The 26,138-nt window shown below is 64.9% G+C and carries 30 protein-coding genes and 1 pseudogene; 9 read left to right on the top strand and 22 right to left on the bottom strand.

Annotated elements, in window-relative coordinates; all coding sequences use genetic code 11:
• The 5 genes from ACK5L9_RS06610 to ACK5L9_RS06630 all read right to left on the bottom strand — a co-directional run.
• On the bottom strand, nucleotides 1-1,214 hold a 1,214-nt coding region (locus ACK5L9_RS06610; RefSeq protein WP_416910672.1), incomplete at its 3' end, for a hypothetical protein.
• A complete protein-coding gene (locus ACK5L9_RS06615) occupies nucleotides 1,211-3,328 on the bottom strand; it encodes a hypothetical protein (protein ID WP_416910674.1) in 2,118 nt (705 codons plus the stop codon). The genes ACK5L9_RS06615 and ACK5L9_RS06610, both read right to left, overlap by 4 nt.
• Before the next feature lie 487 nt (nucleotides 3,329-3,815).
• Complete coding sequence (locus ACK5L9_RS06620) at nucleotides 3,816-4,088, bottom strand: hypothetical protein (protein ID WP_416910675.1); 273 nt, start codon at nucleotides 4,086-4,088, stop codon at nucleotides 3,816-3,818.
• A 646-nt stretch (nucleotides 4,089-4,734) separates the two neighbouring features.
• A complete protein-coding gene (locus ACK5L9_RS06625) occupies nucleotides 4,735-4,986 on the bottom strand; it encodes a hypothetical protein (protein ID WP_416910676.1) in 252 nt (83 codons plus the stop codon).
• Nucleotides 4,987-5,067: 81 nt separating this feature from the next.
• Entirely contained in the window at nucleotides 5,068-5,316 is a 249-nt protein-coding gene (locus ACK5L9_RS06630; protein WP_416910677.1) for a hypothetical protein, read from the bottom strand.
• An 88-nt stretch (nucleotides 5,317-5,404) separates the two neighbouring features.
• Between ACK5L9_RS06630 and ACK5L9_RS06635 the strand changes: the two genes are divergently transcribed.
• The 5 genes from ACK5L9_RS06635 to ACK5L9_RS06655 all read left to right on the top strand — a co-directional run bounded on the left by ACK5L9_RS06635 (nucleotide 5,405) and on the right by ACK5L9_RS06655 (nucleotide 7,061).
• Entirely contained in the window at nucleotides 5,405-5,737 is a 333-nt protein-coding gene (locus ACK5L9_RS06635; RefSeq protein ID WP_416910678.1) for a hypothetical protein, read from the top strand.
• Between the two features lie 201 nt (nucleotides 5,738-5,938).
• Complete coding sequence (locus ACK5L9_RS06640) at nucleotides 5,939-6,283, top strand: DUF6948 domain-containing protein (protein ID WP_416910679.1); 345 nt, start codon at nucleotides 5,939-5,941, stop codon at nucleotides 6,281-6,283.
• Nucleotides 6,273-6,398: a hypothetical protein gene (locus ACK5L9_RS06645; RefSeq protein ID WP_416910680.1), complete on the top strand. Its 126-nt coding sequence runs from the start codon at nucleotides 6,273-6,275 to the stop codon at nucleotides 6,396-6,398. Before ACK5L9_RS06640 ends, ACK5L9_RS06645 begins: the two co-directional genes overlap by 11 nt.
• Before the next feature lie 73 nt (nucleotides 6,399-6,471).
• A complete protein-coding gene (locus ACK5L9_RS06650) occupies nucleotides 6,472-6,837 on the top strand; it encodes a hypothetical protein (RefSeq protein ID WP_416910681.1) in 366 nt (121 codons plus the stop codon).
• On the top strand, nucleotides 6,834-7,061 hold the full coding sequence (locus ACK5L9_RS06655; RefSeq protein ID WP_416910682.1) for a hypothetical protein: 228 nt from the start codon (nucleotides 6,834-6,836) through the stop codon (nucleotides 7,059-7,061). Before ACK5L9_RS06650 ends, ACK5L9_RS06655 begins: the two co-directional genes overlap by 4 nt.
• A gap of 27 nt (nucleotides 7,062-7,088) precedes the next feature.
• Here ACK5L9_RS06655 and ACK5L9_RS06660 read toward each other — a convergent pair whose 3' ends face one another.
• The 3 genes and pseudogenes from ACK5L9_RS06660 to ppk1 all read right to left on the bottom strand — a co-directional run.
• On the bottom strand, nucleotides 7,089-7,922 hold the full coding sequence (locus tag ACK5L9_RS06660) for a tyrosine-type recombinase/integrase (RefSeq protein ID WP_416910683.1): 834 nt from the start codon (nucleotides 7,920-7,922) through the stop codon (nucleotides 7,089-7,091).
• 31 nt (nucleotides 7,923-7,953) lie between these two features.
• Complete coding sequence (locus ACK5L9_RS06665) at nucleotides 7,954-8,364, bottom strand: DUF6538 domain-containing protein (protein ID WP_416910684.1); 411 nt, start codon at nucleotides 8,362-8,364, stop codon at nucleotides 7,954-7,956.
• A gap of 167 nt (nucleotides 8,365-8,531) precedes the next feature.
• Nucleotides 8,532-9,806, bottom strand: a pseudogene (ppk1, locus tag ACK5L9_RS06670) (polyphosphate kinase 1); the annotation flags it as partial.
• A 538-nt stretch (nucleotides 9,807-10,344) separates the two neighbouring features.
• Here ppk1 and tpiA point away from each other — a divergent pair.
• Both tpiA and ACK5L9_RS06680 read left to right on the top strand, forming a co-directional pair.
• Nucleotides 10,345-11,094 carry a triose-phosphate isomerase gene (tpiA, locus tag ACK5L9_RS06675; protein ID WP_416910685.1) on the top strand — a complete coding sequence of 250 codons (750 nt, stop codon included), beginning with the start codon at nucleotides 10,345-10,347 and terminating at the stop codon, nucleotides 11,092-11,094.
• Nucleotides 11,095-11,135: 41 nt separating this feature from the next.
• Nucleotides 11,136-12,446 carry a GH1 family beta-glucosidase gene (locus ACK5L9_RS06680; RefSeq protein ID WP_416910686.1) on the top strand — a complete coding sequence of 437 codons (1,311 nt, stop codon included), beginning with the start codon at nucleotides 11,136-11,138 and terminating at the stop codon, nucleotides 12,444-12,446.
• Here the strand turns inward: ACK5L9_RS06680 and ACK5L9_RS06685 are convergent.
• Nucleotides 12,443-14,140 (bottom strand): amidohydrolase family protein, encoded by a 1,698-nt coding sequence (locus ACK5L9_RS06685; RefSeq protein WP_416910687.1) that lies wholly within the window; start codon nucleotides 14,138-14,140, stop codon nucleotides 12,443-12,445. The two genes, ACK5L9_RS06680 and ACK5L9_RS06685, sit on opposite strands and share 4 nt — an antisense overlap.
• 107 nt (nucleotides 14,141-14,247) lie before the next feature.
• On the opposite strand from ACK5L9_RS06685, the gene ACK5L9_RS06690 reads away from it, so the two are divergent.
• Both ACK5L9_RS06690 and ACK5L9_RS06695 read left to right on the top strand, forming a co-directional pair.
• The gene (locus tag ACK5L9_RS06690) at nucleotides 14,248-14,439 is read left to right on the top strand and encodes a hypothetical protein (RefSeq protein WP_416910688.1); all 192 of its coding nucleotides are present in this window, start codon (nucleotides 14,248-14,250) and stop codon (nucleotides 14,437-14,439) included.
• On the top strand, nucleotides 14,439-15,620 hold the full coding sequence (locus ACK5L9_RS06695) for a vWA domain-containing protein (RefSeq protein ID WP_416910689.1): 1,182 nt from the start codon (nucleotides 14,439-14,441) through the stop codon (nucleotides 15,618-15,620). The genes ACK5L9_RS06690 and ACK5L9_RS06695 overlap by 1 nt, the downstream gene beginning before the upstream one ends.
• Nucleotides 15,621-15,700: 80 nt before the next feature.
• Here the strand turns inward: ACK5L9_RS06695 and cysE are convergent, their stop codons facing one another.
• From cysE to ACK5L9_RS06760, 13 genes are all read right to left on the bottom strand, one after another.
• Nucleotides 15,701-16,534: a serine O-acetyltransferase gene (gene cysE, locus ACK5L9_RS06700; RefSeq protein WP_416910690.1), complete on the bottom strand. Its 834-nt coding sequence runs from the start codon at nucleotides 16,532-16,534 to the stop codon at nucleotides 15,701-15,703.
• Between the two features lie 68 nt (nucleotides 16,535-16,602).
• A complete protein-coding gene (locus ACK5L9_RS06705) occupies nucleotides 16,603-17,316 on the bottom strand; it encodes a DUF2793 domain-containing protein (RefSeq protein WP_416910691.1) in 714 nt (237 codons plus the stop codon).
• A complete protein-coding gene (locus ACK5L9_RS06710) occupies nucleotides 17,303-21,196 on the bottom strand; it encodes a baseplate multidomain protein megatron (RefSeq protein WP_416910692.1) in 3,894 nt (1,297 codons plus the stop codon). The genes ACK5L9_RS06705 and ACK5L9_RS06710 overlap by 14 nt, the downstream gene beginning before the upstream one ends.
• Nucleotides 21,197-21,212: 16 nt before the next feature.
• Nucleotides 21,213-21,647, bottom strand: a complete 435-nt coding sequence (locus tag ACK5L9_RS06715) for a peptidase (RefSeq protein ID WP_416910693.1) — start codon at nucleotides 21,645-21,647, stop codon at nucleotides 21,213-21,215.
• Nucleotides 21,640-22,473 (bottom strand): DUF2163 domain-containing protein, encoded by an 834-nt coding sequence (locus tag ACK5L9_RS06720; protein WP_416910694.1) that lies wholly within the window; start codon nucleotides 22,471-22,473, stop codon nucleotides 21,640-21,642. Before ACK5L9_RS06720 ends, ACK5L9_RS06715 begins: the two co-directional genes overlap by 8 nt.
• Nucleotides 22,470-23,102 carry a TIGR02217 family protein gene (locus ACK5L9_RS06725; RefSeq protein ID WP_416910695.1) on the bottom strand — a complete coding sequence of 211 codons (633 nt, stop codon included), beginning with the start codon at nucleotides 23,100-23,102 and terminating at the stop codon, nucleotides 22,470-22,472. Before ACK5L9_RS06725 ends, ACK5L9_RS06720 begins: the two co-directional genes overlap by 4 nt.
• Before the next feature lie 11 nt (nucleotides 23,103-23,113).
• Nucleotides 23,114-23,746 (bottom strand): phage tail tape measure protein, encoded by a 633-nt coding sequence (locus ACK5L9_RS06730; RefSeq protein WP_416910696.1) that lies wholly within the window; start codon nucleotides 23,744-23,746, stop codon nucleotides 23,114-23,116.
• A complete protein-coding gene (locus ACK5L9_RS06735; protein WP_416910697.1) occupies nucleotides 23,715-23,972 on the bottom strand; it encodes a rcc01693 family protein in 258 nt (85 codons plus the stop codon). The genes ACK5L9_RS06730 and ACK5L9_RS06735 overlap by 32 nt, the downstream gene beginning before the upstream one ends.
• Entirely contained in the window at nucleotides 23,969-24,283 is a 315-nt protein-coding gene (locus ACK5L9_RS06740) for a gene transfer agent family protein (RefSeq protein ID WP_416910698.1), read from the bottom strand. The genes ACK5L9_RS06735 and ACK5L9_RS06740 overlap by 4 nt, the downstream gene beginning before the upstream one ends.
• Entirely contained in the window at nucleotides 24,283-24,696 is a 414-nt protein-coding gene (locus ACK5L9_RS06745; RefSeq protein ID WP_416910699.1) for a phage major tail protein, TP901-1 family, read from the bottom strand. Before ACK5L9_RS06745 ends, ACK5L9_RS06740 begins: the two co-directional genes overlap by 1 nt.
• A gap of 12 nt (nucleotides 24,697-24,708) precedes the next feature.
• Complete coding sequence (locus ACK5L9_RS06750) at nucleotides 24,709-25,128, bottom strand: DUF3168 domain-containing protein (protein ID WP_416910700.1); 420 nt, start codon at nucleotides 25,126-25,128, stop codon at nucleotides 24,709-24,711.
• A complete protein-coding gene (locus ACK5L9_RS06755; RefSeq protein WP_416910701.1) occupies nucleotides 25,125-25,463 on the bottom strand; it encodes a head-tail adaptor protein in 339 nt (112 codons plus the stop codon). The genes ACK5L9_RS06750 and ACK5L9_RS06755 overlap by 4 nt, the downstream gene beginning before the upstream one ends.
• Nucleotides 25,463-26,080 (bottom strand): head-tail connector protein, encoded by a 618-nt coding sequence (locus ACK5L9_RS06760; protein ID WP_416910702.1) that lies wholly within the window; start codon nucleotides 26,078-26,080, stop codon nucleotides 25,463-25,465. Before ACK5L9_RS06760 ends, ACK5L9_RS06755 begins: the two co-directional genes overlap by 1 nt.
• Nucleotides 26,081-26,138: the final 58 nt, after the last annotated feature.

Raw genomic sequence — 26,138 nt, forward strand, 5'->3', positions numbered from 1 at the left:
GCAATCCCGTCATTCTGTGTCCCGGACACGCTGAACCGCCAGTCCCGGCCGACTGGATAGACGCTGTTGGGAAGTTTTGTCAGGGTGCCTTCGCTTCCATAGCGCACCCAATCCGACGAGACGAGGAACGTATCGCTGATGACGGCATTGGACCTGCCTGCGACCTCGGAAAGCATGTTCAGGCTGGTACTCGCCGATGCGGCGGCGGATTCTGCATCCTGTCTTGCGACCACTGCGTCGTCACGCGCGATCGATGCCTGTGCCCGGCTTTCATCCGCCGCTTTCAGGCTGGTCACATCTTCGATGCGGATGCTGGCGATGTCGATCGGCACATCGGGCGACGTGCCGGCCGTGGCCACGATGCCGGCGCGGAAATACAGTTCCTGTTCCTGCCGGGCGGGCAGGGCGATTTCGGTCGATCCTTCCTGCCATTGGTCCGGTGCCGATGGAGTTGCAACGATGCCGGTTCCAAGCGTTCGGACCAGCGTGAAATCCTGACGCAAGGAGGCGACAGCGAAGCGCAGGGCGGAACTGACCGCGCCGACCATGCGGAATTTCACGGTGATCCTGATGACCCGCCCCTCCGAAAACTCGGAAATGGCGCGGGACAGGATTGCGCGAAGGACGGTTCTTCCGGCCACGATCCGGTAGAAATTCCCGACAACGGCTTCATTCAGCAATTGATGATCGCTGGTCAGCGACGTGCTGACTGCGGCCGGCGAACCGGCATAGGTTGCGCTCCAGAAGGAAGGCCCATCCAGAAAATCGGTCGGGAAAATCCTCGCGATCCCTGCCGTTGCTGTCAGCAAACTGCTGTGCGCGTCCAACGCGTATCCGGCGGCCTGACCCGCTGCGGTCTGGGCAGCACCAAAATCCACAGCCAGATCGTCGCGCGCCTGCTGTACCTGCTGATCGGTATAGGCACCAGCGCCATTGGCGGCGCTCAGCGCGTTCTGCGCATCCGTTCCCGCCAGATTCGCCGCCTGTTGCGCGGTCTGGATATCCTGCTGAAGCTGTGACAGATCGGTATCGGCACCGCTGTAGGATTCGGCAGTCTTTCGCGCCACCTTCTCGGCGATTTTCGCAACCTCGGCGGTGCTGGCGGATGCGAGGGCCTTGTCCAGATCCCGAAACCTTACCGCCCGGTTCGGCTTCGCGCCGCGATCCCCCAGCAGTTCCTCAATCTTCGCGGTGAAGATCCGATCGGTGCTCATGCGGCAATCTCGGCGAAGGTGCGCCCGATCTGAACGCTCAGCACGGTGGCATTGCCGGTCAGTTCAACCTGCCATGTGCGATGCGCCCCGTCCGGCAGCCGCGCATTCATGTCGCGGGCGCTGATGCTGTGGAACAGATTGCCATCTGCATAGAGATGCGCGGTGACAGTTTCACCCACGGCACCGTCTGTTTCGATGCGGATCGCCCCGAAGGATTGCGGAACGGGAAGCCGCCAGGGCTTTGAGCGCCAGATATAGGCCTTCTTCGACATGCCGGGATCATCAAAGGCGCGGACCCCGCGATTGTCGTTGCCCAGCAGATAGGTGATCCCGCTTTCGACATGGGTGAACAGCCCCGACGCGGTTTCGTCGGATCGGATGACGCCGCCCTGCGGGTTCTGCGGATCGATAAAGGCCATGCGCCGCGCACCGCCGGATGCGGGGACATAGCTGACGCCATAGAGCGAGGCGAAGCGGGCCGCGATCATCGTCGTGGGCTGCATGCCGAGCCATTGTTCGCGCGTCCAGAGGGCGGCACTGATAAGCTGGGCACCCTGTTGCGTGACCTGGACCAGACCATCCGTCGAGGGGTAGATCGCCGCGTAGCCCATATCCACGATGCCGCGCTTCGACATGCAGGGAAAGGGCTGCTCCATCTTTTCCATCGCCATGGCGTCGGGATGCAGCCCCTGCACGACATAGGGCAGGCCCGTGGTCAGGACGGCCAGAGAACTTCCGAATGCCGCCAGCCCGATAATGACATCGTTGGTCGCCAGACGATAGGCGCCGGGCCATGCATGCGGCTGGTAAGGCTCGCTGAACAGCAGTTCCTTGCCGCGAAACCCCGCCATGATGCCATTTGGCATGGCTGTCAGGCCCCGCAGGTTTGTCGGAACCGCATCGAATTCCTTCGTCGTGATCGCTTCCGCGACCGGGGCAGAGACGATGTCGTGATCATAGGAAACAGCCGACGCGGCAATCTCGGCGATAAAATAGAGGTCGGTCGCGCCTGATGATGAGGTGATCGCGCGGTAGATGCGCTTGCCTGAGATATAGCGGTCAGGGACCGGCACGGCTGATGGCAGTCCGGTCAGGTTGACCGTGCAGCCTGCCGACCACAGCGCGCTGCCTGACAGCGGCGATGGCGCGGTTTCCTCGCCCAGAGATGTGACCCAGGTATAGGCATAGGCGACGTATTCCGCCTCGTCGGCGTTCACGGTGCCGCTGACGCCGATAGTCGGTCTGGTGGTTGGCTTTGGCAGCGCCAACGGCACTTCGGCACCACTGATGCGCATGGTCGGCTGTGCGTTGCTGTGCGTGATGTACAGCCTGTCCTGGGCGACCGGACCCGGCACCGCGTCGGTGTCATGGTCCCAACCCAGCCAATCCGCACCGTGCAGACAGATGCTGGTCCTGTCATCGCTGAACGTGAAGACCGAAGGCGAAGGCTGACGGAGCGTATCGATACCCCTGGCAGACAGGGCAGGAATCGCCTCGGCAAGATGCAGCGGGCATTCACCCCGTTCAGCCAGGAAGCGGAGGTAATGGCGCAACACCGCGACGAGGTTTCTGGTATGGAAGCGCGATGATGTGTCCGCGATGGCGATGATTGCCCGCCGGATCCCGGCGGCATCATGGGTGGCGGGGTCGCGCCCCAGGACGGCGAGGATCGCGTTGAGCTTGAAGGTGTGGCTGCGGATCGTCTGGTCCGAGACGGCGCAGCGCAATCCGAGCCAGTCCTGGAAGGCCGCGATCCGGGCTGCGCCCGGGGCAAGAGGTGCCACGGGTCGCGAGACAATCCGGGCTTGCGCCAGATACCGCACGAAGGCGCGCACCCGTCCCATGTAGGCAGAGGAAAACCCGCACGCACCGCTTCCCCGGTTGGCGCGGGCATGGCACGCAAAGGCTTCGATCATGGCATCGTCGATGACCTCGGGGACGAGGTTGTCTCCCGATACCCAGGCCACAAAATGCCGGGCGGCAGAAGCATGGCGCCGGATGGATATGGTCGAATAGCCCCGCGACCGCAGAAACTCGGAAAAAAGTGGGATATGCGCGGTCAGGATCCCGTCCCGAGCCGTCTGAGCCCGCTTGCAAGAACACGTCGCTGTCATGGTCGTCCTCCGTTGCGCAGGCCATCATGGCCTCGCGAAGGGCGCAATTATGCAGAGCGAACAGCCCGAACGTTGCGGAACTTCCAACGCAACATCAACAAATTACCCGACCACCGCCGCCGCAACTCGGCATAATCCCGCGCTCCGCATAAATCCCGCAAGGATCGCATCGATGTAACCACGCCAGCCATCACCGACGAATGTGCGCAGGTTGTCCCACACCGGGGCCGGGCGGAAAGGTCGGGCACGCCGTTCTGCTGCGGTGGCCGGTCCAGATCGCGCAGGTCCGGTGCCATGTTCGGCAAGACCGGGCAAATATCCACCCACCATTCCAGCGACCAGTGCGGCCTGGGCATCGGGGTCGATCTCAACAAAGCAGCGGGCGTGATAACCCGGCTCGGCAAGCATGAGGCCAAGGTCAAGCCCGCCATATCCCGCACAGAGGGACAGCCCATGTCGTGGGCGGCGGGGGGAATGAACGCCCATGTCATTGTTCCGCCAGCAGATCGTCCGGCACATGCCCGGCGGCAAGCGTCGTCATATCGTCATCCGTGCCAGCCACAGTCCGTTCAAGACCGTCATAGCGTTGGGCGCTGCGGACGCGACCGCGCCACCCTCTGAGGCCGATCACACGACTGACCCGAGCCACGCTCATATCCACGCTTTCGGCGATTTCGGCTATTGTCCTGTCCCAGCCATGCGCCTGAGCATCCACCCAGATGACGTAGGCGGCGGCATTCAGTTTCGGAGAGAAGGCCATCAGTCCCACCCCCGCTCGAAATCCGCAGGGGTCAGATCGACCAGCCCGTTCCGGGCGGCGCGCAGAAGCGTGCGGCGGGGTTTCTCGGGCACACGTCCCCCCTGTCCGCAGGGAGCCTTCGTGATCCAGCGATAGACATAATTCACTGTACATCCGGCCAGTTCAGCGGTCCGCCGCGCACCGCCGCATTTCGCAATCACAGTTTTCGCGGGTTCCATGTCATGCCTTTCCGATCCGAATATTGATGCCCCGCCGCCAGGGAGGAGGAAGACGGCGGGGCCATCCGCAGGGGGACCAGGCCAGCCCGCCCGCCCCCCGCAGATTACGAATGAAAGAGGCGGGGCACCCCCGGCACCCCGCCAGTTGCCGCGCGTAACGAAGCAGTCGGAACCGCGCGGATTATCTCTGCCCCGCCGCCACAGGGGCGGCTTGTGGCCGGGCCAGCCACGAGGTGACGGTCAGAGGGGTGGCGATCAGACGCCGCACCGCACATTGTGCCTGCCGCCCCGAATCCCGTCGCCCCGAAGCCGTTCATCCCAGCCTCGCGAAAAATTTTCCGCCCGCAGCGACAGCCGCGCATGCCGGGTCAGGGCGCGCCGTGCCCGTGCCTCGCAAAAACGGCCCAACAGATGCCAGATTACGCGTCTCATTTCCGCCCTTCGATTTTCTGGAACACGATTTCGGCCCCGGCAATCGCCAGCACGGCAGCGACGTAACGCAACGAAGCGTCGTGTTCTTCGCGCAGCCAGTTACTGACCTGCCGGGGCGACACATCCAGCACCGCCGCCGCCCGGACGCTCAGTTCCCGTTCTGATGCCGCAGGGAAAGCCCGCCACAGCAAAGCCCGAAACCACCGTCTGGCCAGCCCCGGATCGGTCGAATGTGCAAGATTTTTCACGGTAAAACCTCCATCAGGGATGGCATGAACACTGGTGAACGAACAAAGTACTTGCCGGGTGCCGTGATGCGCTCATGGGCATCAACTTTCCTCCTGGACCGGCTTGTCGGTGTCGCCATGTCCCGGAATTTTCAGGAACGAGAAAATCCCCCGATCCGGTTCGGGCATACCCATTGTCTCGCAAAGGCTGCACATTGCATCGTACCAAGCGGCTGGAAGCACCCCGGATTGCACATGGGTGTAGACGGTTGTCGGCCGCTTGCCGATCTGACGGGCAACCGCTTGGCTGCCGCCCAAAGAGTCAATGATTGTACGAAGCGAAACCGTCATGGGGGCCGTCATATTACGTAATATTCGTAACATCAAGAGGACGGTATATTTTTGGTGCGAAAATCTCGTAATCTGTTCACTAGGGGGTATGAACTATATGGAAAAAATTCGGCGAATGCGACGTGGCGATATCACCAACGAGGCCATCCATGCCCGTTTGGTTGCGATACGCAAGGCGACGGGGTTCACCGCAAGAGACCTCGCGGCAAGTGCGGGAATGCCTTACACAACCTTCAAATCGCAGGAGAGTGCAGGAGCGCCATCCCTTAAGATGATCGATTTTTATTGGAAATCATTTCAAGTTGATGCGAATTTCATCTTTGGCGGCGACGGTTCAAGAATTCTTCCCGACACTCTGTCAGAGATCTTGACGCACTTGGACGACCCCTTAGCCAATACCTGGGAAAAAGCAGGCGGGTAACGTCCCAGCCTGCGAACCAGGCCACCGTCGCCGCAACTCGTATCCACATCTGCCGCCCCCACTTCGCGTTCTTGCATCGTTCTCGGTGCAAATTTTTATGCGAAAATTTTGAAGCTGAATGGATTACGTAAAAATCGTATTTCTTGTTAACACATTACGAATAATCCGTAATTTCGTCTCCGTCAACCCGAAGGAGATCACATGCCAGACACCCAAGCGAAACCCGATCCCGGCATTGCCGATCATCTGATCGGTAAATACGTCATCATCCGCGCCACAGCCGCAGGCGTGCACGCAGGCACGCTTGCCGCCTGCAACGGCGGCCAGACCGTACGCCTGACCAACTCGCGCCGCCTGTGGCGCTGGACCGCTGCAAGGGGGTACACGCTGTCCGGGGTGGCCAAGTATGGGCTTAAATCGAATAATGGATGGACGATGATCCCCGATGTCGTTGACGATTTGATCATCACCGATGCCTGCGAGATCATCACGACGAGTCCCAAGGCGCAGGCCAGCATCGAAGAATGGCCCGTCCATGAGCCATGATCCCGAAATTATCCAGTTATCCGGAACTTTCACACCCCTTGAAAACGGGGACGATAACAGCGGCTACGGCTACGGCGACGGCGACGGCGACGGCTACGGCAGCGGCAGGGACTGATCAGAGATCAGATCAAGCGATGTGGGCGAGCCATCGGCCACATCGGACCGCCACGAAAAACATAGGTAACGGCATGTATAAAAAAGATAATCAGGCTGTCAGCGATGACCTGCTGGCGCGGATGTCCAGTCTGGACCACGATCAGCGATGCAGCAGTGCAGATACCCGCACGATGCTGGCTGCCGCGCTGCCGGAAATCTGCCGGGAACTGCTGCTGTGGCGGCAGACGGCGCGCGACCGGCCATTCGCCATGGCCATGGCGCTGCGCTCCGAAGGGATCGCAATGAGACTGGATGAAGCCCGCGAAACCATTCGCCAGCCCGATCCCGATCATGTTGCGCTGGCCGATGCCTGCGCAACCCTGCTGCGCCACTCGACCCACGCCGCCGAACGCAACGCCGCTGCCGATGTGCTGGCCCAGATGCAGCGGGCCGCATGATGGTAGCCAACACGATCAGTCCGGTCTACGTCCAGCGACTGAAACGCTGCCATCGTATTGCGGCGGAATGCGCGGCCCGAAACCCGCTGCTGCTACCGATCTTCGAACGCATGGAGCGGGAGGTGTCTGCCGCAGAAATCGGACTGATCAAGGATCCCATCGAGAAGGCCCGGCGTATGGCTGAACACAAAAGAGCACTGGAGCGGGAAAAAGAGCGGGCATGAACTCTGCTGGCCGGAAGGACCCGGCCCTCAGATGGAAATCTTCAGGAGCCAGTCACGCATATGAGCAAAATCCATCTCGCCATACCGTTCGCGCTTGAGGCGGTGGCCCATCAGGTCCGCTTTCAGCCGCTCGGGGAAATCTGCCTTCATCATCCGCGATTCAAAACTGTGCCGCAGGCTGTACAGGCTATGGTCCGGCGTCTCACGCAAGCCGCTCTCGCTCAAGAACTTGTTGATCGTGGCCGACAGCGCGGGATTATCGGCATAGGTCGGGAACCCGTTGGGGCATTTCCTGATTGCATCAAGACTGACGCCGACCAGAGGGATCTCCCTGTCCGCATATTCGGATTTCAGCGTGCGGCCCTCGGCCGCGATCCTGATGCGCGGGATCGGCTCGTCCAGAATGATGCGGTCGCTGGACAGGCCGGCAATCTCGGACGGACGCGCCCCGGTGTTGATCATCACCAGCAGAATCGTTCGGGCCTCGATGTTCATCCCTGTCAGCGCGCCGGGTGCCAGCAGGTGTTCCCTGATCCACCCCGTCGAGAAAGGGGGGCGGACCGCCTGCTTGCCTTCCGGAAAGGCGAGACCATCCGTTTTGAACGACAGGTTCAGATCATGCGCCCGCGCAACCGCACGCCACATCGCAAGCAGATAGCTGAAGTCTTTGTTGGCGCTGTTCTTGCCGACATTGCCCGCCGCGATACGCTGAAGCCACCACTCACGGAAGTCAAACAGGTCACGGGTGGTAATCGCCGAGATCGGCAGGTCGCCGATGACCTGAATGAAATTCCTGATGGCCTTGACGCGCGGTGCCCGGTGCCGACGCAGCTGGTCGGCGCTTTTCCCGATCAGGCGCACGGCCTCGACCTTGTAGAATTCGTTCAACGCGTCAGAGACGAGGATGACCGGCTTTGGTGCGCCGCCCAGCAGGGCCTCCGCCTCCCTGAAGGTCCGTGTGCCCGCGCCCGTCCACAACCGCCTCGATACGGGCGACAAGCTGGTCCAGCGGCAGTGTTGCGACGTTCTCGGCCGACAGGTAGCGATAGCCGCGCCGCTGTGCCAGATCGCGGGCAGCAGCCATGCGGGCCGTCGCCGCCGCCTCCTGACCCGCCAGCGCGGCCTCCCACGCTTCAATCATCTCGGCCCAGACCTGGGAGGCCTTTTGTTCCGCGACTTCCCGGCTGTCCGTGAACAGGCTCAGGTTGACAAAGGTGCGCGGATCGACCGGGGCATACCGCACCGGCACGCGCCGACGGATGTACCAATGATCGCCGCGCAGGATGAGTGTCGATCTCTTCATGTAAGAATGTGTTGCATGAGTGGAAAGATTCGGCAATATGGCCCAAGAACCAAAAAGTTAACCAAAAAGTTAACCAAAACGGCGGGCACTCCATGTCCAAAGGATGATGAAAACGTATAACAATATGAAATCGTTATACATTTATGAAAGAAACGGCCTGATTTATGACGCCCTCTCGCGGCCTCGTCGAACCGCGCCTTCAGTTCCACCAGCGCGGTGACGGATTTGCCCGATTCCGCCGCCTCGCACAGCGCATCGACGATCGGGCTGTCGCGGCTGGTGCGGTAAAGCGTTTGCTTGATCGCCAGAACATCCGGGTCGCGCGCCGCCTGTTGCAGAAAACGGATGACCATGTCGAAGGTCTCGTACGGGTGATGCAGCAGCATATCCTTGTGCCGGATCGCCGCGAACATGTCGCCGTCATGATCCTGCACCCGCTCGGGCACGCGCGGCGTGAAGCCGGGCCATAACAGATCGCGGCGGCTGTCCAGCACCAGTTCGCGCAGATCGGCCATGCCCAGAAGGCCCGCAACCTCGACCACCTCGTCAGGGCCGACCCCCAGTTCCTCCATGATCATGCGGCGCAGCGGGGCCGGAGCGCCAAGCGTGATCTTCAACCGGATCACGCTGCCCCGCCTGCGGCGTTTCAGCGCCGTCTCGAATTCGCGGACCAGATCCTCGGCCTCTTCCTCGACCTCCATGTCACTGTCGCGCAACACCCGAAAGGCGCAATGCCCGGCGTCGCGATAACCGGGAAACAGGCTGGACAGATGCATCAGCAGCAGATCCTCCAGCGGCAGAAAGCGTTGGCCGCCCGGCAGAGGGACAAAGCGCGTCAACTGCGCCGGAACCGGCAGCAGCGCCTGCATCTGCCGGCCATCGGTCTGCCGCGCCAGTTCAAGGGCCAGCGAAAATCCGGTATTCGGAATGAAGGGAAAGGGATGGGCCGGGTCAATGGCCAGTGGCGACAGGATCGGCAGCACATTGCCTTGGAAATAGCTGTGCAGGAAATCCTGATCGGCAAGGGTCAGGTTGTCGCGAGTCAGAATCGCGATCCCCTGTTCCTCCATCTCGCGGCGCAGCCGGTTCCACACGCTTTGCTGCGCCCCCATCAACCGGCGGGCATCGGCATTGATCAGCGCCAGCTGCTGTTCAGGCGTCAACCCGTCATCAGAGGGCAGGCTGTTCCCCTCGCGCATCAGCTCGCGCAGGCCGGCGACGCGGACGGTATAGAATTCGTCCAGATTGGTCGCACTGATCGAAACAAAGCGCAGCCTCTCCAGCAGCGGCACCCTCAGATTGCGCGCCTCGTCCAGAACCCGCCAGTTGAAGCTGAGCCAGCTCAGCTCGCGGTTAAAGAACCGCGCCGGCCCCTCGGGCGGGCCTCCGGGCAGATCGACAGGGTCGGGAAAAGGGGTGCGCAGGAAATCGGCCAGGGTCATGCGTGCTTGGGATCAGTTTCGGTGCCCGTCGTCAAGGCGGGGAACGTTTGGGGGGCGCTGAAGAATGTCTCATACCGGCTTCCTGCGGGGGAGTGAACCCCCGCAGCGGCGATGACAGGGGCAGCCTCGCACAGGCGGAAAGGAGGAGCGGGCCGGGCAGAGCCCGGCCCGCGCGCTGCCGCCCGGCCGGACGCGCGCTTCGCGCGCGGTCAGGCTGCGGATGGCGAGGGCGGGCGTCATATCCGCGCCAGTCGGGCCAGGATTCCGGCAGCCTTGACCGACCGACCGGCGCAGGGATTGCCGCCGCCCCGAAAGGCAGGGGGGTCCGGGGGGTGCAACTCCCCCGGCCATCGCGGGACGCAAATCATCCGGCGGCGACGTCACGCATCAGATCCCGGCTGGGCCAGGAGACGACTTGCGGCCCAGGCAGCCCCCGCCAGCCCCGGCGGCATCGGCGGCATCGGCCAGTCCGGCAACCGGCACCGTTGCACATGCGGGCCGGACGCCCTAACCAAGGGCGAAACCCAAGGAGGACGACATGGCACCCCGCAAGCTTGCCGCCGGAAACTGGAAGATGAATGGCAATCTGGCCGCGCTGGCCGAAATCGACGCGCTGATCGCGGCGCATCCGGCCCCTGACTGCGACGTTCTGATCTGCCCGCCCGCCGTACTGATCCACCCGATGAAGGCGCATGCCGGCGCGGGCACCGTCGCCATTGGCGGGCAGGATTGCCACGCCAATGACTCGGGTGCCCATACCGGCGACATCGCCGCCGCGCAGCTTGCCGATGCGGGCGCAACCCACGTGATCCTTGGCCATTCCGAACGCCGCGCCGATCATGGCGAAACCGATGCCGACGTTGCGGCCAAGGCCGCTGCCGCGCTGGCCGCCGGGCTGGTCGCCATCATCTGCGTGGGCGAGACCGAGGCGCAGCGCGATGCGGGCAAGACGCTGGACGTGATCGGCAGCCAGCTTGCCGGATCGCTGCCCGGAGGGGCAAGCGCCGCGAATACCGTCATCGCCTATGAACCCGTCTGGGCCATCGGCACGGGCCGGACCCCCGCCAATGACCAGATTGCCGAAGTCCACGCCTTCATGCGCAAGAAACTGGGGGATCGCGTCGCGAATGCGGATAATGTCGCCCTGCTTTACGGCGGCAGCGTCAAGCCGGGCAACGCAGCCGAAATCTTTGCCATCCCCGATGTCAACGGCGCATTGGTCGGTGGCGCAAGCCTCACGGCCTCGGATTTCGGGGCCATCGTCTCGGCGCTGACCAAGGCCGGCTGACAACCTCACCCCCTCCTCACCCCTCACTCGATAGGTCATACATGCTGCCTGCCCGATCCGACTTTCCCGCGCATTTCCTCTTTGGCGCGGCAACCGCCGCCTATCAGATCGAAGGTTCCCAATTCGGCGGCGCGGGGCCGTCGCATTGGGACACATTCGCGGCGACCCCCGGCAATATCGCCGATGACAGCAGCGGCGCGCGGGCCTGCGACCATTATCACCGCTGGCCCGAGGATCTGGATCTGCTGCGCGATGCAGGTTTCGGGGCCTATCGCTTTTCGACCTCATGGGCGCGGGTCATGCCCGATGGTCATACAACCGATCCGCAGGCACTGGATTTCTATGACCGGCTGGTCGATGGCATGCTGGAGCGCGGCTTGCAGCCCTTTCTGACGCTGTATCACTGGGATCTGCCCTCGGCGCTGGCGGATCGGGGCGGATGGACCAATCGCGACATCGCGGCGTGGTTTGCCGATTACGCCCGCGTGGTACATGCCCGGCTGGGGGACCGTGTGGCCTCGACCGCGACCATCAACGAACCCTGGTGCGTGGCCTGGCTGTCGCATTTTCTGGGCCATCACGCGCCCGGTCTGCGTGACATCCGCGCGGCCTCGCGCGCGATGCACCATGTGCTGCTGGCCCATGGCACGGCGGTTCAGGCGCTGCGGACCGAGGGGGCGCGGCAACTGGGGATCGTGCTGAATTTCGAAACCGCGCATCCCGTGGACGACACCCCCGAGGCCGCCGCAGCCACCGAACGCCATGATGCGATCTTCAACCAGTGGTTCGTCCGGGCACTGATGGGTCAGGGATACCCCGAAGCCGCGCTTGAGGGGATCGGCCCGCATCTGCCCACCGGCTGGCAGGACGACATGGCGCTGATCGCCGCGCCGCTGGACTGGCTGGGGGTGAACTATTATTCCCGGTCATTGCACGGACCCACGCCGGGCCTGTGGCCCAATGACGCAAGGACGGCGGGATCCCTGCCAAAGACCCAGATGGGCTGGGAAATCCGCCCCGAAGGTCTGACCGAGATCCTGACCCGGCTGGCCCGCGACCATACCGGAACCCTGCCGATATATGTGACCGAAAACGGCATGGCCGCCGCAGCCGGGGACGATGTCGCAGACGATCCGGCCCGCGTGGCCTTTATCGGCGACCACCTGCGCGCGGCAAGGGCGGCGATGGATCAGGGCGTCGATCTGCGCGGGTTTTTCTATTGGTCGCTTCTGGACAATTACGAATGGGGTTTTGGTTATGGCCCACGCTTTGGCCTTGTCCATGTCGACTACCAGACCATGACGCGCACCCCCAAGGCAAGCTGGCACGCCTTTCGCGACATGCTGACCTAACCGGCCGCCAGCCGCGACCAGACCCTGTGGGTGCCGTGGAACCGCGCCAGCCGCTGCATCTGCGGCCCGTCGCGATCAAGACCCAGCCAGCGCCGCGCATTCCGGCCCATCACATCCCCGGATTGCGCGGCATCATCGGTCAGCTCATCGACAAAGCTTTTCAGCCCGTTCAGATAGGCCGGATGCCCCTGCAAACGCGCGATCATCGACCAGTCGCTGCCATACATCATCCGCTGCACGGCGATGGGTTCCTGATCGAACAGCCGCCGCGTTTCGGCCAGCGCGGCGGCGCGGGTGCTGGCCCCGGTCGTTACCTCGGTCCAGAAACCGGTATCGAAATACAGCGTCGGAAAATCGTCCAGCATGGCGGTCAGTTCGCGTTCCCATTGCGGATTGCCATGCCCGCCAAAGCCGCCGAAATGCGCCAGATTGACCCGAAGCGAGGGGTATTCGCGCAGCACCGGGGCCCAAAGCCAGGGTGCCGAATAACCCGAGGTTCCCGGCCCCGCCCCCATGCTGGCCGAGGCATGGGCGGCGATGGGCACATCGTTTTCCTGACACCATTCGTAAAGCTTGCGCAATTCGCGATCCAGCGCTGCGCCTCCGCCTGCCGGGCGGACGCGGGCATGGGCAAAGCTGACGCCGGGGTTTTCCAGCGGCTTGAAGCCCATGGGCGGGTACAGCTTGACCCCGGCAAAGCCGTGTTCGGTGATGGCACGGCGGATGCGCGCATGGGCGGTGTCGCCCTCGATCGCGGCGCGCAAAGGGCAAAAGCCCGTGAAGTTCAGCACCAGCACGTCATCACGCCGCGCCGACAGTTCCGCGAACAGCCGGATCACCGCGTCAGGTTCGCTTTGATTGACCTCGCTGGCGCGCAGCCAATATGTCAGATCCAGCAGGTGATTGCAGAACACCTGCACCTCGCCCGGACGGCCATACAGATTCACCGCCTGCTGGACGATCTGCGCCCGGTCGCGGGTCATCAGTTCGGCCCACTGGATCATGCCCGCGATGGTTTCCTTGCGCGGATCGCCCGCCTGATTTTGCGGATCGTAAAGCCCCTCGGCGATCTGGCGCGCGGCGTTTTGCGGCGTGGGCAAGGCCGCAGGGGCGGCGGCACGGCTAAGCACCCCGGCCTCGGGCCCGGCCACAGGGGCGGCCTCAGGGACAGCCATGGCTGCTGTCTCAAGCCCGGCATCGGGTACGCCCGCCGCGTCGGCCAGATCCGCGAAAAGCTGCCGGTCCTCGCGCTGACGTTCCGCATCGGTCGCAGGCAGCAGTGTCATCCGGTCCGGTCCGACCGTCTTTGCCTGATACGCGACCAGAAACCCCGCCAACCGCTCGATCCCCTCTTGACGCATCTGCCCGGTCGAGGGGCGCGGCAGCCGCGCAGGCAGGTTCTTCAGCTCGCACTGCGCCGTTTGCGTCGTGCTGGCCAGAAAACTGACGATCATCCGCACCAGCGGCGATTTCGTAATATCCGGCAGACTTCCCCCGCTTTCCGAGGTGAAATCGACCTGATCCAGCCAGCCCAGAACCGGCACATCGGTGCCATTGAACAGATGCATGTGTACGTCGATCCCGACCCCCGGCAGATCGGTGCGCGGGCCAGGCCGGATCATCCCCGAAAACCCGCAGCCGGACAGGGCGGTCGTGCCAAGCACCAGGGAAAGAACGTGGCGACGATTGAACATGAAACACCTCATCTGCAATGCTCACGGGAATGCTAGCACAGATCACGCATCCGTGACAGCCGCTGACACGCCCGGTTGCGCGAAATGGCGGCAGGGTCTATCTGCCCATGGCAACCCAACTTCGGAAGGCCGCAATGATCGTCATAGCCGCATTCGTCATCGGTGCCGCCCTTGGATGGCGCCGCGCCGCGCAACTGAGGGGCGACATCCGCGACCGCCTGCAATATGCTGCGGGCTACGGGCTGGCCTTTTCCGTCATCGGCCTGTTCGCCACCGTGATCATAGACCGGATGTTGTGATGTTCCTGCCCTTTCTCGACAATCTGCGCCGCCACGGAGTCCCGCTGTCCCTGCGGGAATGGCTGGACCTGATGGCGGGATTGCAGGCAGGCGTGACGGGGCCTGCGGTTGATGAATTCTATCACTTCGCGCGGCTGGCGCTGGTCAAGGACGAACGGCATCTGGACCGTTTCGACCGCGCCTTTTCCGAAAGCTTCGCGGGGCTGGAACAGATACCCGTCGAGGCGCTGGTCCATGAACAGGCGATCCCGCGCGAATGGCTGGAGAAACTGGCCGAAAAGCTGCTGACGGATGCGGAAAAGGCCGAAGTCGAGGGCAGCGGCAGTTTTGAAAGGCTGATGGAAAAGCTGCGCGAAAGGCTGGCTGAACAGCAGGGCCGCCATCAGGGCGGCAGCAAATGGATCGGCACTGCAGGCACGTCGCCCTTCGGGGCCTATGGCTATAACCCCGAAGGCGTGCGCATCGGCCAGGATCAAAGCCGCCACCGCCGCGCCGTCAAGGTGTGGGACAAGCGCGAATTTCGCGATTTCGACGATGCGGTGGAACTGGGCACGCGCAACATCAAGGTCGCGCTGAAACGGCTGCGGCAATGGGCGCGGCATGGCGCAGCCGAGGAACTGGACCTGCCCGCCACCATCCGCGCGACCGCCGATCATGGCTATATCGACGTCCAGACCCGGCCCGAGCGTCGAAACGCCGTCAAGGTGCTGTTGTTTCTGGATGTCGGCGGCAGCATGGACGACCATATCCGCATCGTGGACGAACTGTTCAGCGCCGCGCGGGCCGAGTTCAAGCATATGGAGCATTTCTATTTCCACAACTGCCTTTACGAAGGCGTGTGGAAGGACAATCGCCGCCGCTGGACCGAACAGACCGCGACATGGGACATCCTGCACCGTTTCGGGCGCGACTATAAATGCATCTTCGTGGGCGATGCCTCAATGTCCCCCTACGAGGTGGCGGTGGCAGGCGGGGCCAACGAGCACTGGAATCAGGAAAGCGGCGAGATCTGGCTGCGCCGGGTCTGCGAGACATGGCCAGACCATATCTGGCTGAACCCTGTTCCCGAAAGCCACTGGCGCTTTACCCAGTCAATCGCGATGATCGGCCAGATATTCGAGGCCCGGATGATGCCCCTGACCTTGCAGGGGCTAACACAGGCGATGCGGGTTCTGGGCTGAAACCTTCGCGCCGACGAATGCCCACTTCGGAAAAGCCGACCGCGCGGCCGGGATTGCCGGACGTCTGCAACCATCCGCAACTATGGCCGTTGGTTGGTGTCAGCCCCAAGAAGCTGGTTCATCGAATGCGACGGCTCGGGACAGCCCGCGTCTCCGATCACCTGTGCCGGAACGCCCGCCACGGTCTTGCAGCAGGGCACCTCGTGCAGCACGACCGAGCCTGCGGCGATCCGCGAATGATGCCCGACCCTGATATTGCCCAGAACCTTTGCCCCTGCTCCGATCATCACCCCGTCGCCGATCTTGGGGTGGCGGTCGCCATCCTCCTTGCCGGTGCCGCCCAGGGTCACGGAATGCAGCATCGACACGTCATTGCCCACTGTCGCGGTCTCGCCGATGACGATGGAATGGGCGTGGTCGATCATCACCCCGGTCCCGATCTTCGCCGCCGGATGAATATCGACACCAAAGCATTCCGAGCAGCGCATCTGCACAAAATAGGCCATGTCGCGCCGGTTCCGCCGCCACAGCCAATGCCCCAGCCGATAGGCTTGCAGCGCCTGATAACCCTTGAAGAACAGGATCGGCTGGATCAGCCGGTGCGTTGCCGGATCGCGGTCATAGACGGCCAGCAGGTCGGCCCGCGCGGCATCGCCCAGTTCGGTCGTCAAGGAATAGGCTTCGTCGGCAAGCTCTCGCAGGATCTGCTCGCTCATCTCGCCCGAGGCCAGCTTCAGCGACAGCCGATAGGCCAGCGCCGCCTCAAGGCTGCGGTGGTGCAGCAGGCCCGCATGGATCAGCGACCCCAGCAGGGGCTCGTCCTGTACTGCCTGCCGCGCCTCGTCACGAACCTGGGTCCAGATGGCGTCGCGATCCAGCTTGAGGTTCTTTTTTCCGCCTTGTTGCACATTCATGTCGGGCCCGCCCGCAATTGTTTTCGGCCTCAACTCTAGACCAGAACGGCAGGCGGGGAAACCGCCCGTCATGCGGGCAGGCGCAATTCCCACCAGTGTACGCCGATGCGAATCCTGCCTCCGGCGAACTGTCCCCCTTCGGCGGTCATGATCAGCGGCGTCTCGCTGTAATAGGTCGTGGCGCTGCCCTGCATGCCGCGCATCCAGGAATTTTCCGCCTTTCCAAGCCCCTGCCCGAAACGCCCATTCGCATCCGCCGTTCCCAGCCGCCATGTCGCCAGCGTTCCGCCAAGCGCCTGCGTAACGCGCGCCACCACCCCGATCACCATCGCCTGCGCCGGAATCACCACGCCCGTATCAAAGCTTGCGCCGCTGCCGACCGTGACTTCTTGCTCGGCCAGCCCCGCGACCATGCCCGAGCCCATCGCGCCAAGCGTCAGCGCACCCACGACCCAAGCGTTCCCGTCATGGATCGCCTGCGCGCCCCGATCCGCGACAAAGGCGCGCATCCCCGCCAACGCGGGTGCAAAGACCCAGCCACCATTCGACCCGATGGCGATCTGACCGCCTTGCCCCGACCAGTCGCCCTGCGCGCCCGTCGGCACGGCCCAGCACTGCCCCTCGATCACTGCCTCGGGCGGCTGACCGCTGGTGACGCTTTGCAGCACCAGCCCGACCAGCCCGTCCAGCCGCATCAGCGCCTCGTTGACGGTGACATGCTTTTGCGCCTGCGCGGGCTGCAACAGCGGCATTCCCAGACGCATCGTGTCATTGGCTGCCATTGAAAATCCTCCTGACAAAGGGTCCGGCCCCGAAAGAGTCGGACAGTTGCGCGACCGCGACCATCACGGGACCGGTCGCCACGGCCTCGTCCCAGATTACTGCGGGCACCTGATATGCGGGCTGGCCGGTTTCGGCCTGATGGATGATCCGCCCGTCCTGCAGCAGCCTGACGTGATAACGTTCGCTGCTTTCACCCAGCGGCACATCCGCGCCGTCCCAGCCATCGCCGTCGATCCGCGTGCGGCGGATCCAGCTCAGCGCCGGACCGTTTGCGCGCAGATGGCAGGGCGCATAGGGCCGCAGCCCGATCCCCCGCGTTTCCGTCCTGCGGCTGCGAAAGCTGGCGTCGTCGGGCGCGCGCAGCGCCGGGCCGATGCGCCAGAACCGCTCTTGCCCGCGTGCGCCGGGCGACATGTTGACCTGCCGCGCCGCACCATCCATCAACACGACCAGACTGCCTGCGGGCCACACCGTCGGCATGATCCCGTCCGTCCCGGCCTGTCCGCGCAAACGTCCGCTGATCTCCCACAGATTCGCCATGTCCGGCACCGGCACGACCCTGGCGAACTGCATTACCTCCCAGTTTTCGGGTGTCCCGTCGCCTATGGCCAGCACATTCGCCCCGGCCAGCAGCGCCCTTTGCGTGACCGAGCGCAACTGATCGCCCCTGATCCGCACCCGCAAGGGCGCGCCCCGGTCGATCACGCCGGGCCGCGCAGCCATCAGCGCATTCTGCGTCCGCCCGATGATCGCCCGCCGGGTCAGCGTCAGGTTCAGATCGAACCCGCCCTCTTCCTCGACCGAGACATAGGCCGCGACCGTTCCTGGCCAGGGCCGCGACCTGACCGCCAGATACGGCGCATGGGGCTTTTCATCGCCCCGCAGCAACGGCAGGTCCATGAACAGAGGCCAGACCGGCATGGGCGGCACATAGGGGCGGATTGCGGTTTCATCGTCGATCTGACCCGCAGGGCGATAGGCCCCCGGCTCGACCCGCACGGCGTCGATGGTAATCGCGCCCGCGCGCTCGACCCGGTCGATGCGCCAGCGCCGCGTCTCCACCCCCGGCTGCGCGACGCGGACCACATCGCCCGGCCCCAGTGCCGCAAAGGACGGAGGCAGCGCGAACCGCGCCGTATCCCGCGAAATCAGCGCCTCGGCCAGCCAGCGTTCGGCGATCTCGCGGCCTTCGGCGCGGGTCAGCAGCATTGCGAATTCGCTGCTGGCCACGGCCTCCTGATCGCCATCGGGCAGCATCGTCTCGGCGGTCGCCGCGCCGTAATCCGCCTCTGCGGCGACATGCGTCAGCCTGATCCGGCCTGCGGTCGCAGGATCGGGCGCGCGTGCTGTCTCGAACCCGGTCAGCCCATCGGCCAGCGCCAGATCCTCGGGTCCAAGATCGACCCGCGACAGCCCGTCCCGCATGACAAACCGCAGCACCCCGTCGCGCTCGACCGCGTCAAAGCCATGGGCCAACATCAGTGGCTGCAACGCCGCCCGTCCGCTTTCCCCGCCAGCCAGCCGAAAGCCGCGCACAATGCCCGACAGGCCGCTGACATCATGGGCGCGCACCCCCGCCTCGCGGCAGAGATCGCCCACCACCGAGGCCAGCGGCACCGCCCCCGCGCGGCCGTTCAGCCAGTGCCCGCGTTCCCATGCGGGACCATCGCTCCACAGGTCGCGCCGCGAGGGAAAGGCCGGAAAGGGCCGCGCGTCCCAGCACCAGACATGCGCCCGCGCCAGCGGGATCATCCGCATCCCTTGGCCATTCGTCGGGTTGTTCGCCGGATCCGCCCAAAAGGACATGACCGCCGCGACATAGGCCGCCTGCAACGCATCGTCGCGCCGCCCGTCCGAATAATGCGGCAACACACTTTCCGAACTTAGCGCATCAAGAAATTTGTTCGGCTGGTTGGTTGCCTTGTCCAGCGCGGCGCAGCCGAACTCGGTAAACCAGATCTGCTTGGAGCCGGGCACCCAATCTGTCGCCTGCTGCGCGCGAATACCGCCCGGACGGTTGAAATGCAGGTTCTGCCACCATCCCGCCAGATCCTTGTAACGCCAGACCCAGGCCTCGTCATACTGGCCATCAGTGATCGGCGTGCGGCGCTGCGCATCGCGGTCGGCATCCGAGGCATAGAACCATTCGAACCCCTCGCCGCCCGCGACATTGGCGCGCAGATAGGCGGGGTTGTCGATCCGCCCCCAATGCGCATCCAGATGGTCGTCGCCATCGCGCCAGTCGGACAGAGGCATGTAATTGTCGATACCCACAAAGTCGATATTCCCGTCGGCCCATAGCGGATCGAGGTGAAAGAACAGCTCGCCCCCGCCGGGGTGATGGCCGAAATATTCGGACCAGTCCGCCGCATAGCCCAGCTTGACCCCCGCGCCCAGAATCTGCCGGACATCGGCGGCCAGACGGCGCAACTGCGCCACCGCCGGATAGCTGTTTCCCGCGCCCCGGATCTGCGTCATCCCGATCATCTCGGATCCGATCAGAAAGGCGTCGATCCCGCCTGCTGCCGCGCAAAGATGCGCATAATGCAGGATGAACCGGCGATAGGACCATTCCTCCGGCCCGTGATAGCCGACCTTGCCATCGCTGACCGAAAAGTCACCTGCCGCCGCATCACCAAAAAACGCCGCCACCTCATCCGCCGCCACCGCCGTCCCGTCAGACGATCCGTCGCGGCCAGCGGCCTTCGCCGTGGTGATCCGCCCGCGCCAGGGCATGACCGGCTGCTCGCCCGCGCCATAGGGATTGGGCAAACCGTTCCCGGCCATCTGCTCCATCAGGATGAACGGATAGAACACCGCCTTGCGCCCGGAATCGGCAATCGCCCGCAGCGCTTCGGCAACCGACTGGTCCGAGGGCGTGCCACCATAGACCGGTCGCCCCATATGCCGCGCGACCTCTTGCGCCTGCGACCGCGAAATTCCGCCCGCGCGCCAGGGCATTTCGTCGCCGTCCACCTCGCGCTGCTCGACCTTGGGGCGCAGCGCACAACGGTCGATCCGCAGATCGTCGCCAAACCACGACACCACCACCGAGACCGAGCCGACCTTCGGCAATTCCCGCCCCATGATCTCCAGCGAGGCATCGAAATCCGTGCCTCCCATGGGGGTATTGACATTGATCGACCGGACATCGCCCAGATCCAGATCCTGCGTCACGGGCGTTGTGGCCAACGAATATTCCCCCGTTCCGGGGATCATCGCCACGGCCCGCACATCACCTGACAGCCCCGCGCCATCCCCTGCGGCGCGCGTCACCTCGAACGAAAGCTGCGGCATCCGGTTGCCCCAGCGTTCAAGACTCAGGTTCTCCAGCACGACATAGGCGACACCGCGATAGGCAGGCGCATCCGCGCCCTCAAGCGCGGCAACCGCCGGATCGGGGATCTGTGCATCATCGCCCGGATAGACGCGCATGTTCAGATCGCGCGCGGCAATTTCCTCGCCATCGGCCCAGACGCGGCCCACGCCCAGAATACTGCCCTCGCACAGGGCCAGCGCGACCGACAACTCATAGCTGATCCCGGTCACTTTTGTCTTTGGCGCGCCCTTGCCGCCGCCCACGCTTTCCGTGCTGCGGATCTCGCTCAGGGGCGAGGCCCAGATGACATGCCCCGGCACGCGCATCTGCCCCCAGATACGCGGGACCGGCATCCCCTCGCCCGCGCTTTGCAGCCGCAGCCGGTCTATCCGGCCGGTCTCGACCGCACGCGAGCCGCCACCCAGCAGGCGCTGATCTATCACGTTCCCGACCGTCGCGCCGACCGCGCGACCGATCACGGCACCCGACAGTCCCAGCACGGCACCGCCGAAACTGCCGCCAATGGATGCGCCCACTGCGGACAGCACAATCGTGGCCATAGCGGCCTCCTTTTTCTCAGTTCCCAGGAAAGCGGAACCGGGCGGCGATCCTGCCGCGCCACGGCCCGCTCAGCGGACTTTCGATTACGCCATGCCGGTCATAGGCATGAATGAAACCGGGGCGGTCCCCGGCCTCGGCCAGAATGCCCAGATGCTTGGCCACCGCGCCATGCCGCATGCGGAACAGCAGCACCTGCCCCGGCTCCATGGCGGCGTACGCCCCGACCGGCAGCAGATGCCGCAGCGCCCCCGCCATCAGTAATTCCCGCCCGCCGATCTCGCCCCAATCCGGTGTATAGGCGGGCGGAATCTCGGGTTCCGTTCCGTAAAGCGACCGCCAGATACCGCGCAGAAGGCCCAGACAATCCGCGCCCACGCCGCAACTGCTGGCCTGATGCATGTAAGGCGTCCCGATCCAGCCTCGCGCCAGGTCAACAACGCGCTCAGTCATCGCGCCCCCCGGCCTGCGGAGCGATCAGCCAATCCTCGGAAGGAAGATGGGGAAATCCGCGAAAGTTCAGGAAATTGTTGAACTTGAACCGGCAGGTATGCGCCCGCTTGTCGCATCCCGCCGTCAGCCGCAGCCGGTCGCCAGCGACGGGCGCAATCCCCAGCGCCTGCCACAGTTCGACCTCGCGGCCACCGCCCGGCAAGGCCCGGTCGGTCTTGATCGCGCCATGCAGCCCCTCGGCCTCGCCGGTCAGAACGCGCAGCGCACCGCGCTCGAACCAACCGGCATCGAACGCCGCGAACCCGGCAAAGCGGAATACCTGTCCCTCGTCGCATGCCTCGACCGCGACATCCGCGAACCGCCCCTCTGCCGTCAGATCCAGCCCGCAGGCCGCATCGCCCAGCCGGGCAGCGCAGCGCGGATGAAAAACCCGGCCCTGCGGCGCGTTCAGCGGCTCGGTCAGGCCGCGCAGTTCCGCGCGAAACGCACCCGAAGCCCGCGTCACCTCGCCCAGAGATCCGCGAAACACCAGCCGCCGGTTGTCGGGATCGCGCCAGTCCACCTCCCACATGCGCAGATCGGCGCCGTCCCAACGGCCCGCCAGCAGGTCTCGCTCGGTAATCGCCTCGTCGCGCAACGCGCCCCCGGCCTCGGAATTGTCCACCGACAGCCCCGAGCCTTGCACCAGCGCCCGCGCGTTCATGCCGCTATCGGGGCGGAAACGGATCCCGTCAAAGCGCAGCTCCGAATCGTGATCGGTAAAGCCCAGAATCTGCCCGTCTACGCGCCGGACCGCCCAGGCCCGCGCGAAAAATGTCGCCGTCACAGCCGCACCTCCAGTACCGGAATTTCCGGCATTTCCCCCGCCTGAAACGACGCGACCGACACCGCTATCCGGTCGGTGTCGAACCGCACCGGCACATCGAACTCGAACCCCGCCGTCACCTCGGCCCCGGCCTCGGGGGGCGAGGCAAAGGTGACAAGCCCGGTCGCATGATCAACGCTGTAATCGCCGCCCGGAAACCGCTCGACCCCGCCGACGCCTGCGCGCACCGTGTCGCGCACCGGCTTGACGATCAGCCGTTCATACCGCGCCGGCCCCGAGACATAGGCTTTCTTCAGTGCAAATTCCGTCGTCTCGCCATCGCCGACCGCGATCAACTGATCGTCGAACTGCACCCCGCGCGAGGGGCGACCACTTTTGTAATCGGACCAGTCCTTCCAGCGGAACCCGTGCAACTGCCCGGCCCGCGCCTCGAAAAACGCGACCAGCGCCTCAAGATCGTCCAGCGACCGCAGCCCCATCCCCGCGTCATAGCGTCGCCGCGCATGCGCCCAGGGCGTGTTGCGTTCCTCGAACCCGCTGGCCAGGGTCACGATTTCCGTGCGCCGTTCCGGCCCTCCGACAGACCCGAATGACAGGTTCGCCGGAAACCTCACCTCGTGAAAAGCCATCTGATCCCCCCTCAGCTATTCCGTTCGCCGCGCGCCAGCGCCCGCGACATCTGCGCCGCGATCTGGGCGTGACTGCGTTGAAAGCCCGCGACATCGGGCGTGGTGACATTGACGGTGACATTCACCGCCCGCCGCCCGCCACCGCCCGCCGCGACGCCCAGCCGGCCATCCGGCCCGCGTTGCAGCGGCATGATCGCCTCGGGACCGGCCTCGCCCATCAGCCCGGTCGCGCCGCGCATGGGAAAGCTGGTCGCGCTGGACACGACGCCACCCTTCGCGAAAGGCATTACCCGCCCCTGCGTGAACGCGCCGCCATTCGCAAATGGCAGCGCCGCCGACATCATGCCGCCAACGCCCCGCGCGATACTGCCGGCCAGCGCCTTTTCGACCGGCTTCATCGCGACCGCGAACACCGAATCCGCGATGGACCGCCCCACGCCCTTCAGCGAATCCGACAGTTTCGCGCCATCGAAAATCAGTCCGCCAATGGCGCGGCGCAGCCCGGTTTCGATGCCCGAACTCAGGCTGCTGACCTCACGCGTGGTGAAAATCATCGACTGCCGCAGCCGCGCCAGCTCGGCCTCGAACTCCGATGCGACGCGTCCCGTTTCGTCAAGCTGATCCAGCCCGTCCCTGTTTGCCATCTTCAACGGCCCCTTTCATGTGATAATCCTCCCGCTTGGGATCGGGATAGCGCGCGGCAAGCTCGGCCAGCCTGCCCCGCGTCATGGCCGGGCTGCCCGCATCGACGCCCAGCATCAGCGCAAGCTCGGCAGGGGTCAGGCGCCAGAACTGATCCGGGCGCAGCCCCAGCCCCTGCATTCCGGCCCGCATCAGTCCGGGCCAGTCCAGCCCGCGCGCCCTGATCATTCCGGCCCCCGGAACGCACGGACCAGCAATTCCGCCGCCGCCCGCGCCGCACCTGTGGCACCGCCGCCGATCGCGACGCTCAGCAAGTCATCCGCGCGCCCGCGCCAGCCACCGCCACGCAGCCCGGCGACCAGAACGGCCAGCACATCGCGGCTGGAAAAGCGCCCTGCCTCAAAGCGCTCTGCCAGATCCAGCATGCTGCCCGCGCCCAGATCATGTTCCAGCTCGGCCAGCGCCCCCAGGGTCAGCCTCGCCACGAAGGGCTGCCCGTCCAGCGTGACCCCGACCTCACCTGCAAGGGGATTGACCATCACAGCACCACAAAGCTCAGCGCCCCGGCCGAGGCCATGGTCAGCTCATATGTGGCCTCGCCATCATAACTGCCCGCATATTCCAGCGCGGTGATCTGGAACGGCCCCTCGACCGTGCCGAAATCGGGGATCACCACCTGAAAGCGGGGCACCTCTCCGTCAAAGAACACCTGCCGCGCGCGCCCATCCGTATCGGCGTCGCGAAACACGCCCGACCCGCTGATCGAGGCGCTGCGCACGCCCGCCCCGGCCAGCAGCTCGCGCCAGCGTCCCTCGCTTTCCAGACTGGTGACATCCACCGTCTCGGCATTGAACGACAGGCGCGAGGCGCGCAGCCCCGCCACCGTCTGAAACAGGCCATCGCCCGTCATGTCCATCTTGATCAGCAGATCGCGTCCGTTCTGTACCGCCATCGGGTCCACTCCTCAGCCCAGATCAATGCGTGCGCGAAAGGTCAGATCGACCCGTCGCGCAGCGCCCGTTTTCGCCCGCCGCGCCCTTGCACGCAGGAACCACAAGCCGGCCAGATGCCCGCGGGCCAGCATCAGCCCGGCATTGTCCAGCGCCTCGCTGACCGCGACGGCGACCGCCTTGACGGCGGCAAAACCCTCGCTTTCATCGCTGCCCGACAGGACCGAGACCACAAAATCATGCTGCGATCCGGCCCCGGTCGCATCGCCCGCGTCGCGCACATCCTCGGGCCCAAGCGAGACATAGACCCCGCCCGGCGCATCTGCGGGCATGGCGTCAAAAACCGCATCGCCCACCAGCCCGACCAGCGCCGGATCGCCGCGCAGATGCTGATACACCGCGCCCTGCAGGGCGCTTGAGGCCGCATAGCTCATGCCTCGTCCTCCTCTCGTGCAAAGCAGGTCAGCCAGCGGCCGCCCGCATCCCGTTCTGCCACTGCCTCGATCGGAAACAGCCGCTGTCCCAGCCGGAACCTCTGGCCAGGCAGCGGCCTGCGTGGATCGCCTGCAGGGGCACCGCGCATCGTGATGCGCCACCTGACCACGCTTTCCGGGCCGACCTCGGCAAAGCGCTCGCGCCCCGATCCGGCTTGCAGATCGGCCCAGATCACCCCCTGTTCGCGCCAGGTCAGGCGATAGCCGCCCATCCCGTCGCCCTGCCGTTCCTGCGCTTCAAGGACCAGACGCACATTCAGCCGTGGTGCCGCCATCAGCGCGCGCCCCGGTTGCCGCCGCGCCCCGCCAGCGTGCGCACCGCGCGCCAGCGTTCGATCAGCGCACTGACGCCAAAGGGCATCGCGCCCCGGCTGCCTTCAAGGCTGCGATCCTCGAAATAGCGCGCGGCCAGCATCAGCACCGCCTGCGCCAGATCGGTGGGCACATCGTCCCAGACGTCGCCGAACCCCGCCGTGAACGTCACCGTGACCGATCCCGCGCGCGGCACATTCGGCAACAGCGCCCCTGCGGGCAGGATCATCGGCCGCTGGTTGTCGGGGATCAGCCGCCACAGATCGGGCGCGATCTGCGTCACCGTCCCCGCGCCGTCATCTATGGCGATCGCATCGACGCCCGTGACCGGGGCAAGGGGCAGTGTCTGCCCCAGCCGGTCCCGCCAGTCGTCAAGCTGCATCCGGAACCGCTGCGTCAGCAGCACCTTGCCCGTACGCGCCTCGACGGTGGTAATCGCGGCCCGCAGAAACCCTGCCAGCGCAGCGGTCTCGGCGGGGTCATCCCCGATCCCGAAGCCTGATCCCAGCCGCAAATGCGCGCGCAACGCGGCGACAGGCAGCGCCTCTGCCGCCGGCGCCGTCTCTTCTCTCAGCATCATCTTGTGAACCTCCTGTCCTGCCGTCCGCTGCTTCTGTTCCGTCAGAGAGCCCCGGACA

The sequence above is a fragment of the Paracoccus sp. (in: a-proteobacteria) genome (genome assembly GCF_047973135.1).
GTDB lineage: Bacteria > Pseudomonadota > Alphaproteobacteria > Rhodobacterales > Rhodobacteraceae > Paracoccus.

Excerpts from the sequence above, each read along its gene's own strand:
- ACK5L9_RS06615 (WP_416910674.1), bottom strand. The coding sequence starts at position 3,328 with ATGACAGCGACGTGTTCTTGCAAGCGGGCTCAGACGGCTCGGGACGGG.
- ACK5L9_RS06620 (WP_416910675.1), bottom strand. The coding sequence starts at position 4,088 with ATGGCCTTCTCTCCGAAACTGAATGCCGCCGCCTACGTCATCTGGGTG.
- ACK5L9_RS06630 (WP_416910677.1), bottom strand. The coding sequence starts at position 5,316 with ATGACGGTTTCGCTTCGTACAATCATTGACTCTTTGGGCGGCAGCCAA.
- ACK5L9_RS06635 (WP_416910678.1), top strand. The coding sequence starts at position 5,405 with ATGAACTATATGGAAAAAATTCGGCGAATGCGACGTGGCGATATCACC.
- ACK5L9_RS06640 (WP_416910679.1), top strand. The coding sequence starts at position 5,939 with ATGCCAGACACCCAAGCGAAACCCGATCCCGGCATTGCCGATCATCTG.
- ACK5L9_RS06645 (WP_416910680.1), top strand. The coding sequence starts at position 6,273 with ATGAGCCATGATCCCGAAATTATCCAGTTATCCGGAACTTTCACACCC.
- ACK5L9_RS06650 (WP_416910681.1), top strand. The coding sequence starts at position 6,472 with ATGTATAAAAAAGATAATCAGGCTGTCAGCGATGACCTGCTGGCGCGG.
- ACK5L9_RS06655 (WP_416910682.1), top strand. The coding sequence starts at position 6,834 with ATGATGGTAGCCAACACGATCAGTCCGGTCTACGTCCAGCGACTGAAA.
- ACK5L9_RS06665 (WP_416910684.1), bottom strand. The coding sequence starts at position 8,364 with ATGAAGAGATCGACACTCATCCTGCGCGGCGATCATTGGTACATCCGT.
- tpiA (WP_416910685.1), top strand. The coding sequence starts at position 10,345 with ATGGCACCCCGCAAGCTTGCCGCCGGAAACTGGAAGATGAATGGCAAT.
- ACK5L9_RS06680 (WP_416910686.1), top strand. The coding sequence starts at position 11,136 with ATGCTGCCTGCCCGATCCGACTTTCCCGCGCATTTCCTCTTTGGCGCG.
- ACK5L9_RS06685 (WP_416910687.1), bottom strand. The coding sequence starts at position 14,140 with ATGTTCAATCGTCGCCACGTTCTTTCCCTGGTGCTTGGCACGACCGCC.
- ACK5L9_RS06690 (WP_416910688.1), top strand. The coding sequence starts at position 14,248 with ATGGCAACCCAACTTCGGAAGGCCGCAATGATCGTCATAGCCGCATTC.
- ACK5L9_RS06695 (WP_416910689.1), top strand. The coding sequence starts at position 14,439 with ATGTTCCTGCCCTTTCTCGACAATCTGCGCCGCCACGGAGTCCCGCTG.
- cysE (WP_416910690.1), bottom strand. The coding sequence starts at position 16,534 with ATGAATGTGCAACAAGGCGGAAAAAAGAACCTCAAGCTGGATCGCGAC.
- ACK5L9_RS06705 (WP_416910691.1), bottom strand. The coding sequence starts at position 17,316 with ATGGCAGCCAATGACACGATGCGTCTGGGAATGCCGCTGTTGCAGCCC.
- ACK5L9_RS06710 (WP_416910692.1), bottom strand. The coding sequence starts at position 21,196 with ATGGCCACGATTGTGCTGTCCGCAGTGGGCGCATCCATTGGCGGCAGT.
- ACK5L9_RS06715 (WP_416910693.1), bottom strand. The coding sequence starts at position 21,647 with ATGACTGAGCGCGTTGTTGACCTGGCGCGAGGCTGGATCGGGACGCCT.
- ACK5L9_RS06725 (WP_416910695.1), bottom strand. The coding sequence starts at position 23,102 with ATGGCTTTTCACGAGGTGAGGTTTCCGGCGAACCTGTCATTCGGGTCT.
- ACK5L9_RS06730 (WP_416910696.1), bottom strand. The coding sequence starts at position 23,746 with ATGGCAAACAGGGACGGGCTGGATCAGCTTGACGAAACGGGACGCGTC.
- ACK5L9_RS06735 (WP_416910697.1), bottom strand. The coding sequence starts at position 23,972 with ATGATCAGGGCGCGCGGGCTGGACTGGCCCGGACTGATGCGGGCCGGA.
- ACK5L9_RS06740 (WP_416910698.1), bottom strand. The coding sequence starts at position 24,283 with ATGGTCAATCCCCTTGCAGGTGAGGTCGGGGTCACGCTGGACGGGCAG.
- ACK5L9_RS06745 (WP_416910699.1), bottom strand. The coding sequence starts at position 24,696 with ATGGCGGTACAGAACGGACGCGATCTGCTGATCAAGATGGACATGACG.
- ACK5L9_RS06750 (WP_416910700.1), bottom strand. The coding sequence starts at position 25,128 with ATGAGCTATGCGGCCTCAAGCGCCCTGCAGGGCGCGGTGTATCAGCAT.
- ACK5L9_RS06755 (WP_416910701.1), bottom strand. The coding sequence starts at position 25,463 with ATGGCGGCACCACGGCTGAATGTGCGTCTGGTCCTTGAAGCGCAGGAA.
- ACK5L9_RS06760 (WP_416910702.1), bottom strand. The coding sequence starts at position 26,080 with ATGATGCTGAGAGAAGAGACGGCGCCGGCGGCAGAGGCGCTGCCTGTC.